Here is a 12,998-nt window from a genome sequence, read left to right on the forward strand (position 1 = left end):
GGACGGGGGCGCCCCGTTCAGGCGGGTAGCGAGCCGACCGGGATCAGCGGCTCCCACCAGGAACGGTGCGTGTGGTACCAGGCGACGGTGGCGGCCAGCCCGTCGGCCAGGCCGACGGCCGGAGCGAAGCCCAGCTCCTGCTGGATGCGTGTGGAGTCCACGGCGTAGCGCCGGTCATGTCCCTTGCGGTCCTCGACGTACTCCACGCTGTCCCAGTCGGCACCGGCTGCTTCGAGCAGCAGCCCCACCAGCTCCTTGTTGCTCAGTGTGGTGCCGCCGCCGATGTTGTACACCCGGCCGGCCCGGCCGCGGGTACGGACCGCCTCGATCCCGCGTACATGGTCGTCGACGTGCAGCCATTCCCGCACGTGCAGCCCGTCCCCGTACAACGGCACTCTGCGCCCGTCCATCAGCAGGGTGATGAACCGGGGGATGAGCTTCTCCGGGAACTGGCGGGGTCCGTAGTTGTTGGAGCAGCGGGTCACCCGCACGTCCAGACCGTGGCTGACGTGGTGGGCCAGTGCGAGCAGGTCGGCGGACGCCTTGGACGCGGAGTAGGGGCTGTTGGGCCGCAGCGGCTCGTCCTCGGTCCACCTGCCGTGCTGGAGGGACCCGTAGACCTCGTCGGTCGACACCTGCACGAAGGACGCGGCCCCGTGCCGTGTCGCCGCGTCCAACAGGGTCTGGGTGCCGTGCACATTGGTCCGCACGAAGACCGAGGCGTCGAGCAGCGAACGGTCCACATGGGATTCGGCGGCGAAGTGGACGACCCCGTCCTGCCCGGCCATCACCTGGTCGACCCGGCCGACGTCGCAGATGTCACCCTGCACGAAACGGTACCGGCGATGTCCGCGTACGGCAGCCAGGTTGTCCGGGTTGCCCGCGTAGGTGAGGGCGTCGAACGCGGTCACCACCACATCGGGCGGTCCGTCGGGGCCGAGCAGGGTGCGGACGTACTGGGAACCGATGAAACCGGCCGCGCCGGTGACGAGCAGATGAGTGGTCAAGGCAACAGGCTCCGCTTCTGGTCGGAAGGATCGAGTCGGATGGGCGCGAGAGGGACCGGGGGACGTCAGGAGGAGATCTGCGCCCTGCTGTGGTCGCCGAGCACGAGCCGGTGTGCGTGAGGCACCCGCGGCGCGGACGTCACCTGGACGTGCCTGCCGATCAGCGAGGCCTCGATGCGCCGCACCCCGGTGATCGACGCACCGCGCAGCACGATGGAGAACTCGACCTCGCTGTCCTCGACGACACAGTCCTCGGCGAGGGAAGTGAAAGGTCCCACATAGGAGTTGGTCACGACGGTGCCGGCGCCGATCACGGCTGGGCCCATCACCCGGGAGTTGTGCACCTCGGCGCCCTTCTCGACGCGGACCCGGCCGATGAGATCGCTCTGTTCATCCACCAGGCCGTCGCAGTACGGCTCGGTCGTCTCCAGCACGAGGCGGTTCACCTCCAGCATGTCGGTCACATTGCCCGTGTCCTTCCAGTAGCCGGTGATCAGGGTGGAGCGCACGTCCCGGCCGGCGTCGATCAGCCACTGCACGGCATCGGTGATCTCCAGCTCCCCGCGCGAGGAGGGGGTGATCGCCGCCACGGCCTCGTGGATCGCGGGTGAGAAGAGGTAGACGCCGACCAGGGCGAGGTCGCTCTTGGGGTGGGCGGGCTTCTCCTCCAGGCCGCGCACCTGGCCCGAAGCGCTCAGCTCGGCCACGCCGAAGGACTGGGGGTCGGGCACCCGGGTGAGCAGCAGATGCGCGTCCGGCCGGGCCGCCCGGAACTCCCTCACCAAGTCCTCGACGCCGCCCACCACGAAATTGTCGCCGAGATACATGATGAAGTCGTCCTCGCCCAGGAAATCGCGGGAAATCAACACGGCATGTGCGAGTCCCAGGGGCTCCGACTGTGGAATGTAGCTCACTTTCATTCCGAACTTCGAGCCGTCTCCCACTGCGGCGGTGATTTCGCTCGCCGTGTCGCCCACGACAATGCCGACGTCGGTGATTCCGGTCTCGGCTATCGCCTCCAGCCCGTAGAAAAGGACGGGCTTGTTGGCGACCGGGACCAATTGCTTTGCAGACGTGTGAGTGATGGGCCTGAGTCGAGTTCCTGTGCCGCCTGCCAGTACGAGCGCTTTCATGTGGTGCTCCTCGCGTGGTCGTGGGGCGGGCCGCCTTGCGCGAGCGGATGTGCTGCCGAACAGTGATCGAAGGGAATCAGCCGTGATGGCGCGATTCCGTGTTCTGTGTAAGGGGTGCTTCGGTCGCCGCGTATTCGACAGGCAGTTAACAAAATCTTGGCATGGCCAAAAAGGAATGGGTGTCAGGAGGTGCGCGATCACCCACAGGGGCGGGGTGGAGCGGTCCGTTCCGGCTGCCCCGTCCGGCGCGAGCGCACCGGGCGGGGCAGCCCTTCTATTTCGAGGTCGTTTTTCGGTCACCCGGACTGTTTTACCTGGATGCGCCCGGATGTCCGGGTGCTAGGATTCGCGAAGTGAAAAAGCACCGCTCTTTATCGCCGTGAAAGCCCGTGATTGAAGGGTGTGTAATGGAGCATATTTCAGGGAACAGTCCCGAGCAAGCCCTCGAGCGGCCAGTGGTATCTGTGGAGGCGTCCGAGGAAAGCGAACTCAAATTATCCGACGTAACCATGGTGCCGGTCGAATCATTACTTCCTTCTGATTCTCCGCGGAGTGCCGGCGAAGACGTCGAGCACATCCGCACGCTTGCCGCATCGGGAGCAGAGTTGCCCGCTATCGTGGTCATGCCCGCCACGAAGCGCGTCATCGACGGCATGCACCGGCTGCGCGCAACCAAAATGCGCGGAGCCACCGAGATCGCGGTGCGTTATTTCGAGGGCGGCGAGGAGGAGGCATTCATCTTCGCGGTGAAGTCCAACGTCACCCACGGTCTGCCGCTCTCCCTCGACGACCGCAAGGTCGCGGCGTCCCGCGTCCTGGAGACCCATCCGTTCTGGTCCGACCGGGCCATCGGCCTGGCGACCGGACTGTCCGCGAAGACGGTGGGGACTCTCAGGTCCTGTTCGACTGTGGGGGTTCCGCAGTCGAACGTGCGGATCGGCAGGGACGGTCGGGCCCGGCCGCTGGACCCCACCGAGGGGCGGAAGCTGGCGAGTCGGCTGATCCAGGAGAACCCCTCGGCGTCGCTGCGTCAGATCGCCGCCCAGGCCGGCGTCTCCCCGAGCACCGCCTCCGATGTCCGCAAGCGGCTGAGCCGCGGTGAGAGCCCGCTGCCCGAACGCGATCGTGAACAGGAAGAGCCCGTCGCCGCCCGGCCGCCGGTCCGTGCCGCACGGACCGAAGGGAACTGGGCGCCGCAGGTCATGGCGCTGCGCCACCTCAGTCGCGACCCGTCCGTACGGCTGACCGAGGACGGTCGGGCGCTGCTACGTTGGCTGAACGTGGTGGCCGTGCGCAACCACGAGTGGGACCGTCTCCTGGGCAACGTTCCTCCGCACTGCGTCAAGGTCATAGCCGAGCTCGCCCGTAGCTGTGCCGATATCTGGTCCCGGGTGGCGGAGGAACTGGACCAGGCGAACCTCGACGAGACGGCGGGCCGGCCCCTGAGCGATGTCGGATGACGGTGGGAACCTCCCGCCCGCGGGGGAGTTGAGGAGCGTCGTCGGCGTCCCCGACGCACGGTCGGCGCGATCCCGGCAGGGCCCCCGGACATCTCCGGTCGTCCGAAGCCGCCCCGGCCGAAGCAAGTGAACCAGTGAACCACGCAAGGCCGTCCGGTCGCGCCGACGGGCCCTCGGGCCCCGCCGGCGCGACCGGGCGGGAAACCCTCTCCATGTGTAAGGAAATTCCCCATGAGTTCGTCGGACAGCATCCACGTCCCGGACGGCCTGGCCGAGTCGTACAGCAGAAGCAGTGGCGAGGAGGGGCGTGCCTGGGTGGCAGGACTGCCCGCTCTCGTCGAGCGGTGCATCGACCGCTGGGAGCTGAAGAGGGACGGCGGCGTCCACTCCGGTGAGGCCTCCCTCGTGGTGCCGGTGCTGCGCGCGGACGGCACCCGGGCAGCGCTCAAGCTCCAGATGCCCCGGGAGGAGACGACGGCCGCGCTGATCGGGTTGCGCACCTGGAACGGGAACGGCATGGTGCGGCTGCTCGACCACGACGCGCCGAGCAGCACCATGCTGTTGGAACGTCTGGACGGTTCGCACACCCTGGAGGCGGTCGAGGACGACGACGAGGCCATGCGGATCCTCGCCGGGCTGCTGGCCCGGCTGCACTCCGTTCCGGCGCCTCCGGGGCTGCGTGGACTGGGTGAGATCGCCGCCGCCATGGTGGAGGAAGTGCCCTCTGCCGTGCACTCGTTGACGGACCCGGAGGACCGTAGCCGGTTGCGCGGCTGGGCGTCGGCTGTCGCCGAGCTGGTGGGCGAGCCCGGTGACCGGATCCTGCACTGGGACCTGCACTACGAGAATGTGCTGGCCGCCGAGCGCGAGCCGTGGCTGGCGATCGACCCCGAACCCCTGGTCGGCGACCCGGGGTTCGATCTGTGGCCGGCCCTGGACACCGGGTGGGAGCGGATCGAGGCCACCGGTGACGCGCTGCGGGTGGTGCGGCGGCGCTTCGACCTGGTGACCGAGGCGCTGGAGCTGGACCGAGGGAGGGCGGCCGGGTGGACGCTGGCCCGGCTGCTGCAGAACACCCTGTGGGACATCGAGGACGGGCGGACCGCGATCGCCCCCTCCCAGATCGCCGTGGCCGACGCGCTGGCGAAGCACTGAGGCGCGGGTGAAGCGCTGAAAGCGTGGGTGCGGGCCGCTGAGCCGCCCGCACCTCACGGCTCCTCCCCGGCGTTCGACTGCTGACCCCGCGCAGTCGAACGCTTCCGGCGTCGGTCGTCGGTCCGGATCCGTCGGCCCGGAACCGTCGGCCCGGAACCGTCGGCGCCCAGAGCCGTCTGCACCCGGTGCCGTGGACCCGCTCGGTGGACGCATGACCAGGTGAAGCGGCGCTGCTAGCCTTCGATGAGTGCGGAGGAGCAGGCGGCCGCGGCGGATCACCGGATCCACCCTTCGCCTCCCACCCGCCGGGATCCGCTGAATCCAGTGGGAACCGCAGCACCCCTCGCGTACCCGCCCGGCTGTGTCCGGTGCACGCGTGTGTCCGCACCCGCCCCCGTACACCCGAGCCCTTTCGAGTCGAGTAGTTCGCGGCGGACCGCACCAACCCCGGTCCGTACTCCTGTCCGTGCCCGCGCAGCGGCGGACGGGTCCGCCGCCGTTTCCCCTGCCGCGCCGGCCGTCGTCATGTCCCGCCTGATGGAGGAGAGTTATGAGCCTTGTGAGCGTGCACAACGAATGGGACCCGCTGGAGGAGGTCATCGTCGGCACCGCGGTGGGCGCCCGGGTGCCCACCGCCGACCGCAGTGTCTTCGCCGTGGAGTACGCGGGGGACTACGAGAGCCAGGAACAGATTCCCTCGGGCGCCTACCCGGACCGTGTGCTCAAGGAGACCGAGGAGGAACTTCACGTCCTGGCAGCGGAGTTGACCAAACTCGGGGTCACCGTCCGGCGCCCTGGACCCCGTGACCACTCCGCCGTGATCAAGACCCCCGACTGGGAGACGGACGGGTTCCACGACTACTGCCCGCGCGACGGCCTGCTGTCCGTGGGGCAGACCATCATCGAGACGCCGATGGCACTGCGGTCCCGATTCCTGGAGTCGCTCGCGTACAAGGACATCCTGCTGGAGTACTTCGCCAGCGGCTCCCGCTGGCTGTCCGCGCCCAAGCCGCGGCTGACCGACGACTCCTACGCTCCCCAGGCCCCGGCGGGGGAGCGGCTGACCGACGAGGAGCCGGTGTTCGACGCCGCGAACGTGCTGCGATTCGGCACCGACCTGCTGTACTTGGTGTCCGACAGCGGGAACGAACTGGGCGCCAAGTGGCTGCAGTCGGCGGTCGGCGACGCCTACACCGTGCACCCCTGCCGCAAGCTGTACGCCTCCACCCACGTCGACTCCACGATCGTTCCCCTGCGGCCCGGTCTCGTCCTGACCAATCCCTCGCGCGTGAACGACCGGAACATGCCCGACTTCCTGCGTTCCTGGGAGAACATCACCTGCCCCGAGCTGGTGGACATCGGCTTCACCGGTGACAAGCCGCACTGCTCGGTGTGGATCGGGATGAACCTGCTGGTGGTACGGCCCGACCTGGCCGTGGTCGACCGCCGGCAGACCGCGCTGATCAGGCTCCTGGAGAAGCACGGCATGAACGTGCTGCCTCTTCAGCTGACCCACTCGCGGACCCTGGGGGGCGGCTTCCACTGCGCGACCCTCGACGTGCGGCGCGCCGGCTCCCTGGAGACGTACCAGTTCTGAAAGAGACCGCTCAACTCCGTTACGGCTAGGGAGGTTGTCACACGTGATTGGCTACGGCGTCTGCGTCGGCCCCGGCACGTTGTTCGAGCGCACATGTCTGCCGGGCATCGAGCGCGTCCGGGCACCGGGCAGCCCGGTGTTCACCATGCGCAACCAGCGTTCGCTGTTCTCCGCCTACAACGCCATGTTCGACCAGGCGGCCGCGAACTCCGACGTCACCGGCCTGGTGATGCTCCACGACGACGTCGAGCTGCGGAAGAACCCGGCCGAGGTGGCACAGTCGGTCTTCGAGGACGACTCCGTGGGCATGCTCGGCTCGGTCGGCGGCTCCGACACCGTCTCGCTGGCCTGGTGGAACGAGAGGGAGACCAGGCGCGGCCGGGTCACCGACTACGACAAGGTGCATGACTACGGCTCGGACCGCTACGAGGTCGAGGCCGTGGACGACGTCATCCTGTGCGTGAACCGCTGGACGATCGAGAACATCCGCTTTCCCGAAGGGCACTACCGCGGCTTCGAGGGCCTCGGCGTCATCCTCGCCACTCTGGTGCGCGCCGCGGGCAGGCGCGTGATGGTCCAGGACCTGCAGGACGTCATGCACCACAACGACGGCCGCGGCTTCAACGGCCTCAAGGACTGGCGGCACAACGAACTGCGCTGGCACCGCGAGTTCTTCGACCTCAGCCCGGCGGAGCGGCTGGGCAACCACCTCGAACGCCTCACCATCCCCGCCGTACCGCTGCGGCTCGCCGCCCGACGGCTGGCGATGCGGGTGGGCGGGCGGTCCGACGAGGTCAGCGACGGAGAGACGGGCGACCCGGTCATCGACCGGCTGGTCGGCGGATGGTACCGGCAGTGCACACGTCTGCGCGGCCGCATGCTGGTGTGAGGAGAGCACATGGCCAAGTACACACGACTGCGCTACGACGTGACCGAGGTTCCTCTCGCCGACCTCGTCCGGGAAGTGATGGCCGAGGACGACCTGGAGGGTCTGGCGGCCAGCGAACGGCCCGCCACCCGGGAGACCGATCAGAGCACGCCGTACCACAGACGCTTCTATGACAACGTCGACGTCATCACGCCCGTGTACCGCACGCTGGCGCGCGAGCTGCTGGGTGACGCGGTCGACGACGTCTACATCCAGCGGATACCCACCTTCCGGGTGCATCTGCGCAACTCCGTAGCCGTGGGGTCCTGGCACCGTGACCGGGACTTCGGGCACGACCCCGCCGAGGTCAACTACTGGGTACCGCTGACCAGGGCGTACGGCAACAACACGCTGTGGATCGACCGGGAGCCGGTGCACGCCGAGTACGGCGAGGTCATCGTGTTCGACGGCGCGAACTCCTGGCACGGGAACGTCGTCAACGACACCGACACCAGCCGGGTCAGCATGGACTTCCGCACACTGCCCCGGTCCGCCTACCAGCCCAACGACAGGAAGTCGGTGTCCTTCGGGCTGCCCTTCCGGCTCGGGGAGTACTGGGACACCATCTGAACCCGGCCGGCTCCGCCCCTCACGGCGAAGGGCGGTGCGGCACGCCTCGCCGCGCCGCCCGCGTGCCGGTACCCAACCCCCGCTCCCGCCCTCCGCGGAACGTGCGTCGCGGCCCACCGACGGCGCGCCGATGACCACCGAGACATCGCGGCTAGCAAGGAAACGGCCTCAACATGGTGATGACCTCCTCCTCGACCCGGAAACCTCCGGGCGACCCACGGCCCGACGAACCCCTGCACCACCTGGACCAGCCGTTCAGGGAGTTCCTCAACGGCCTCCCGGCAGACCGCCCCCCGTGGTTCTGCTTCTTCTCGTCCGGGCTGCTGCACGTCCTCCACCACTTCCTGCGCTTCACCCCCGAGCAGCTGAACTGCGTGTTCATCTGCTCCGGACTGAGCGAGGAGGAGACCGGGCTCCGCGACCGGATGAGCGGTGGCATGCCCGTCTTCGACATGGACGACCATGTCGGCAGCCACGAGATCTTCGAGCTCCTGCTGCGCAACCTGGACCGGCCGTTCGGCATCGTCGACGTCGACTGCTTCGTCACCGACTCCGACTGGTTCGACCGCTGCATGGACGGGCTGGAGCCGGGCGTCGCGGTCAGCGGCCCGCTCAGCTACGGTCCGATCCCGTTGGCCGCGCCACCGCTCCTGGCCCTCGACCCGCGGGTGCGCCCCGACATCGAGCGCGCCATCGGCGGCACCGTGACGCCCGCCGCGTACTCCTACATCGCTCCCGGCCCGGAGAAGGAGATCGACGGCGCCATGGTGCGGCTCATCGAACCGCACCACGAGCGGGCGCTGGCCCGGGTGATGGCCCTGGAGGGCCCGCGTCTGCCGTTTCCGCAGGGTGGGCTGGTCGACGTGCTGGACGACGGTCGAGAAGTGCGCAGCCACGAGCGCTATCACCACCTCCAGAACGGCAACGAAGTGATCCGCGTCGTCTTCGACGGCCTGATGTTCTACCAGCTGATGGCGTTGGCGGCGGGGCTGCGCATCGCCCACTTCCACAGCTTCCCCGGCACCAAGGTCTTCGCCCCGCAGCTGGTGCACGCGGGCGGCATCTCGTACTGGCACCGGTTGCGGCCCAGTGAGATCGCCGCCGGCATCCACGAACTGCCCTGGGCCGCGCATGTCGACGCGCTGCTGCTGGAGGAGTTCAACGGGCGGGCGGACGTCCCCGCGAGCTACCGGACCCGCGGTACCCGGCTCGCCGCCAACCTGCTCCGGTCCCAGGCGGACATGGCCGGGCTGCGCGACGAGCTGCGTACCAAGCTCGACTCGTCCGGGGTGGACGTGACCGACCCCCGATGGGCCGCAGTCCTCGGTTGAAGGCCCCGCGCGCCTCACCGCGCACAACGTTACGGAGACCCTCGATGAGAGTGGGAATCGTTGGAGCCGGCCGCATGGGCCGACTGCACGCGCGCACCTTGCTCGAACTGCCCGACCCACCCGACCTGGTGGTGCACGACATCGACCTCGGCGGTGCGCACCGGCTGGCCGAGGAACTCGCGGCGGGCACGCAGGCCGAGGTGACCGTGGAGCGGGAACTCGCCGATGCCGTCGCGAAGGTGGACGCGCTCATCGTGGCCACCCCCGCGACACAGCGCCGGGCCCCGCTGCTGGCGGCGGCGCGGGCCGGACTCCCCGTGTTCTGCGAGAAGCCGCTGACCGCCGACGAGACCGAGGCCCGCGAGCTGGCCGAGGCGCTCGCGCACACGCGGCTGCACGTCGGTTTCCAACGGCGCTGCGACCCCGAGTACCAGCAGCTGCGCGACCTGATCGCCTCGGACGAGCTGGGCCGGATCCTGCTGGTGCGCTGCACGGCCTTCGACCACCGGCCGCCGGCCGACGCGTACGAGGAGACGGCGGGGGACATCTTCACGGACTGCCTCATCCACGACATCGACGCCGTGCACTGGCTGACCGGGCAGCCCACGGTCGCCGTGCAGGCGGACGGGGCACGTCTGCTCGTCGGCTCCGGATACGACGTGGCGACCGTGGTGCTCACCCTGGCCGACGGCGCCCGCGCCGTACTGTCCGCCTCCCGGCTCGACCCGCACGGATACGACCACCGGGTCGAGGTGCTGGGAACCAAGGGCTCGTACTCGGTCGGGCTCGACGCGCGGACCCCGCTGCGCCTGCTCGGCCAGGACGGCACGGGCTGCCCGCCCGGCTCCCGGGCGCACCCCGCGTACCAGGACTTCACCGACCGCTTCGAGACGGCCTACCGGCAGGAGATCCTCGCCTTCGTCCGTACGGTGACGCAGGGAGCGGCCAGCCCCTGTACCGGACAGGAGGCCCTGCGGGCGCAGCAAGTAGCGGCGGCCGCGGGCCGTGCCGCCCGAACCGGCGCCCGCGTCGTGCTGGACCCGGCTCCGCACGGTGCCCCCGCCGCGCTCGTCGGAGGTCCGGCCCGATGAGACTCGCGTACGGGCGGCTGCCATGGCGTCGCGGTGCGGTCCTGGGCTCCGTCCTGCTCGTCCTGGCCACCACACCCGCCGCCCCCACCGCGACCGGGGGTGGCGGACCGGGCCCGGCGCAGAGCGTCATCCTGCTGATCGGTGACGGCATGGGCGACGCGGAGATCACCGCCGCACGCAACTACTCGGTGGGAGCGGCCGGCAGGCTGGCCATGGACACCCTCGAATCGGAGGGCCGACGCACCACCTTCTCGGTCGACGAGCGAGGCCGGCCGGTCTACGTCACCGACTCGGCGGCAGGTGCCACGGCCTGGGCCACGGGGCGGCGCACGGTCAACGGGCGGGTCTCCAAAACCCATGACACCGACCGTCCGATGCCCACCCTGCTGGAGTTGGCCCGCGACCGTGGCTACGCGACAGGCAGCGTCACCACGGCATCGGTCGCCGACGCCACGCCCGCCGCACTGACGGCGCACGTCACGGACCGGTCCTGCAAGGGCCCGGCGGACATGGCGGCCTGCCCGGCGGACACCCGGGCCGGGGGCGGCGCGGGCTCCATCGCGGAGCAGACGGTCGCCGCCCGCCCCGACGTCCTGCTCGGGGGCGGGTCCGGCCACTTCGCGCAGACCGTCACGGACGGCCCGTTCCGCGGCCGCACGGTCCTGGAGCAAGCCCGCGCCGCCGGCTACCAGGTGGTGCGCGACCGCGCGCAGTTGGCGGCGGCCCGCCCCGGCCGGCCGGTGCTCGGGCTGTTCGCACCCGATTACGTGCCCGTGGAGTGGACCGGAGCACCGGCCGCACGCGGCGGGACCACACCCCAGCGGTGCGCCGTCCACAACCCCGCCCGGCCCGCGGGAACACCCGACCTGGCCGAGTCCACCCGGGCGGCGCTGGAACTGCTGACGGCTCGGGCCGGCCGGCCGGGGGGTCCCGGACGGGGCTTCTTCCTCCAGGTCGAAGGCGCGTCGATCGACGACAGGGCGCACGAGGCCGACCCCTGCGGCCAGCTCGGGGAGACCGTGGCGTTCGACCGGGCGGTCGCATCCGCTCTCGCCTACGCCGAAAGGCATCCCCGCACCCTCGTGATCGTCACCGCCGACCATGGCCACGCGACCCAGGTGCTGCCCGACGACGCCCGGCCGGCAGGGCTGTCAGCCACGCTCGTCACCGACGAGGGCGGCCGGATGCAGCTCGGGTACGGTACCGCCCTGCCCGGAGAGCCGCAGGAGCACACCGGGGTTCCGGTTCCGGTCGCCGCACGCGGGCCGCTCGCGCACCGGGTGCGCGGAGTCCAGGAGAACACCTCGCTGTTCGGCACGGTGAGAGCGGCGCTCGGGCTGCGCTGAACCCCGGCCACGTGCGCACGGCTCGGCCCGGACCGCACGCCGAACCCCCGGCAGCGGAGACGTGCACCCAGAAGTCCACGAAGAAACCCATCGAGTCGAAAGGTACGAACCGTTGAGTTCTTTCCAGGAATTGCCGCGGTGGCCCCAGCTGACGGACGACGACATCGAGGCGGCGGTGGCGGCGCTGCGCTCCAACCGCCTGGTGGGGCAGGGGAACAGCACGGTCGAGTCGTTCGAGGCGGCATTGGCAGCCGGCCAGGGCGTCGAGCACGCGGTCGCGGTGTCCACCGGCACGGCGGCCGTGCACCTGGCGCTGCACGCCCTCGACGTCGGTCCGGGCGACGAGGTCATCGTGCCCACCCACACGTTCATCGGCTCCGCGAGCCCTGTGGTGTACCTCGGTGCCCGCCCGGTCTTCGCCGACGTCACACCGGACACCCACTGCCTGGACCCGGACTCGGTGAAGTCGCTGATCGGGGAGCGCACCAAAGCCATCGTCGTGGTCCACATCAACGGCATAGCCGCCGACATGGCCGCTCTGACCGCCGTGGCCGCCGAGGCGGGCGTGCCGGTCATCGAAGACGCCGCGCAGGCGCTGGGCACCCAGATCGGCGGCCGGCCCATCGGCGGCTTCGGAGACCTCGCCTGTGTCAGCCTCTTCGAACAGAAGGTGATCACCTCGGGTGGCGAGGGCGGCGCCGTGCTCACCGACAACCCGGTCTACGCGGAGCGGGTGCGCCGACTGCGCAGCCACGGTGAGGGCCCCGTCTCCGGCAGTCCGGGGATGATCTGGGCGCACGAGGTCGGCTACAACTACCGCCTCACCTCGGTCCAGGCGGCCGTTGGCCTCGCCCAGCACAAGCGCCTCGGCGACCTGGTCGAGGCCCGCCGTCGCAACGCGGCGCACCTCTCCGAGCGGCTGGCCGGCGTCGAGGGTCTGGAGCTGCCGGTGGAGCCGCCCGGCACCACCCACGCGTACTGGAAGTACGCGGTGCGCGTGGTGCCGGGCGGCGGGCGCCGCAGCGCGGCGGACATCGCGGCAGACCTGCGCTCGCGGGGCGTCCCGGTACTGCTGCGCTACCCGTACCCCCTGCACAAGCAGCCCGCGTTCGCCGGCCACCACGGGGTGTCCCTGCCGGTGGCCGAGCGGCTGTCGCAGGAACTGCTGGCGCTGCCGTCGCACCCGGGGCTCGCGGAGGGCCACCTGGACCACATCTCCGACGAGGTCCGCAAGGCCGTCGCCGTCACGATGTGACGCGCCCCGGCGCCATGCCCGGCATCAGGGCCCCGCACGCCGGCGGCGTACCGCCGGTGCGCGGGGCCCGACCCCCGCGACGTCCCCGACACCGACCAGGAGAGCCGCCATGCCCCCCGTACCGC

11 protein-coding genes are annotated in these 12,998 nt (G+C 70.3%); 9 read left to right on the forward strand and 2 right to left on the reverse strand.

What is annotated here, in order from left to right; all coding sequences use genetic code 11:
• Positions 1 to 17: 17 nt before the first annotated feature.
• Complete coding sequence (gene rfbB / locus HET64_RS28225; RefSeq protein WP_215109980.1) at positions 18 to 1,007, reverse strand: dTDP-glucose 4,6-dehydratase; 990 nt, start codon at positions 1,005 to 1,007, stop codon at positions 18 to 20.
• A 65-nt stretch (positions 1,008 to 1,072) separates the two neighbouring features.
• A complete protein-coding gene (locus HET64_RS28230; RefSeq protein ID WP_215109981.1) occupies positions 1,073 to 2,140 on the reverse strand; it encodes a glucose-1-phosphate thymidylyltransferase in 1,068 nt (355 codons plus the stop codon).
• Between the two features lie 623 nt (positions 2,141 to 2,763).
• Here HET64_RS28230 and HET64_RS28235 point away from each other — a divergent pair.
• The 9 genes from HET64_RS28235 (at position 2,764) to HET64_RS28275 (ending at position 12,873) form a co-directional block, all read left to right on the forward strand.
• The gene (locus HET64_RS28235) at positions 2,764 to 3,600 is read left to right on the forward strand and encodes a streptomycin biosynthesis protein (protein ID WP_251145983.1); all 837 of its coding nucleotides are present in this window, start codon (positions 2,764 to 2,766) and stop codon (positions 3,598 to 3,600) included.
• Between the two features lie 231 nt (positions 3,601 to 3,831).
• The gene (locus HET64_RS28240; RefSeq protein WP_215109983.1) at positions 3,832 to 4,755 is read left to right on the forward strand and encodes an APH(6)-I family aminoglycoside O-phosphotransferase; all 924 of its coding nucleotides are present in this window, start codon (positions 3,832 to 3,834) and stop codon (positions 4,753 to 4,755) included.
• Between the two features lie 550 nt (positions 4,756 to 5,305).
• A complete protein-coding gene (locus tag HET64_RS28245; RefSeq protein WP_215109984.1) occupies positions 5,306 to 6,352 on the forward strand; it encodes an inosamine-phosphate amidinotransferase 1 in 1,047 nt (348 codons plus the stop codon).
• A gap of 43 nt (positions 6,353 to 6,395) precedes the next feature.
• On the forward strand, positions 6,396 to 7,241 hold the full coding sequence (locus tag HET64_RS28250) for a glycosyltransferase (RefSeq protein WP_215109985.1): 846 nt from the start codon (positions 6,396 to 6,398) through the stop codon (positions 7,239 to 7,241).
• Between the two features lie 9 nt (positions 7,242 to 7,250).
• Entirely contained in the window at positions 7,251 to 7,850 is a 600-nt protein-coding gene (locus HET64_RS28255; RefSeq protein ID WP_215109986.1) for a streptomycin biosynthesis protein StrG, read from the forward strand.
• A 173-nt stretch (positions 7,851 to 8,023) separates the two neighbouring features.
• Positions 8,024 to 9,181 (forward strand): dTDP-dihydrostreptose--streptidine-6-phosphate dihydrostreptosyltransferase, encoded by a 1,158-nt coding sequence (strH, locus tag HET64_RS28260; protein ID WP_215109987.1) that lies wholly within the window; start codon positions 8,024 to 8,026, stop codon positions 9,179 to 9,181.
• 44 nt (positions 9,182 to 9,225) lie between these two features.
• Positions 9,226 to 10,272: a Gfo/Idh/MocA family oxidoreductase gene (locus HET64_RS28265; protein WP_215109988.1), complete on the forward strand. Its 1,047-nt coding sequence runs from the start codon at positions 9,226 to 9,228 to the stop codon at positions 10,270 to 10,272.
• On the forward strand, positions 10,269 to 11,618 hold the full coding sequence (locus tag HET64_RS28270) for an alkaline phosphatase (RefSeq protein WP_215109989.1): 1,350 nt from the start codon (positions 10,269 to 10,271) through the stop codon (positions 11,616 to 11,618). Before HET64_RS28265 ends, HET64_RS28270 begins: the two co-directional genes overlap by 4 nt.
• Positions 11,619 to 11,730: 112 nt before the next feature.
• Complete coding sequence (locus HET64_RS28275; RefSeq protein WP_215109990.1) at positions 11,731 to 12,873, forward strand: DegT/DnrJ/EryC1/StrS aminotransferase family protein; 1,143 nt, start codon at positions 11,731 to 11,733, stop codon at positions 12,871 to 12,873.
• Positions 12,874 to 12,998 lie beyond the last annotated feature (125 nt).

Origin of the sequence: Streptomyces sp. McG3 (genome assembly GCF_018619185.1) — a bacterium.
Taxonomy (GTDB): Bacteria; Actinomycetota; Actinomycetes; order Streptomycetales; family Streptomycetaceae; genus Streptomyces.

Excerpts from the sequence above, each read along its gene's own strand:
- HET64_RS28240 (WP_215109983.1), top strand. The coding sequence starts at position 3,832 with ATGAGTTCGTCGGACAGCATCCACGTCCCGGACGGCCTGGCCGAGTCG.
- HET64_RS28270 (WP_215109989.1), top strand. The coding sequence starts at position 10,269 with ATGAGACTCGCGTACGGGCGGCTGCCATGGCGTCGCGGTGCGGTCCTG.
- HET64_RS28245 (WP_215109984.1), top strand. The coding sequence starts at position 5,306 with ATGAGCCTTGTGAGCGTGCACAACGAATGGGACCCGCTGGAGGAGGTC.
- HET64_RS28255 (WP_215109986.1), top strand. The coding sequence starts at position 7,251 with ATGGCCAAGTACACACGACTGCGCTACGACGTGACCGAGGTTCCTCTC.
- HET64_RS28230 (WP_215109981.1), bottom strand. The coding sequence starts at position 2,140 with ATGAAAGCGCTCGTACTGGCAGGCGGCACAGGAACTCGACTCAGGCCC.
- strH (WP_215109987.1), top strand. The coding sequence starts at position 8,024 with ATGGTGATGACCTCCTCCTCGACCCGGAAACCTCCGGGCGACCCACGG.
- HET64_RS28265 (WP_215109988.1), top strand. The coding sequence starts at position 9,226 with ATGAGAGTGGGAATCGTTGGAGCCGGCCGCATGGGCCGACTGCACGCG.
- HET64_RS28235 (WP_251145983.1), top strand. The coding sequence starts at position 2,764 with ATGCCCGCCACGAAGCGCGTCATCGACGGCATGCACCGGCTGCGCGCA.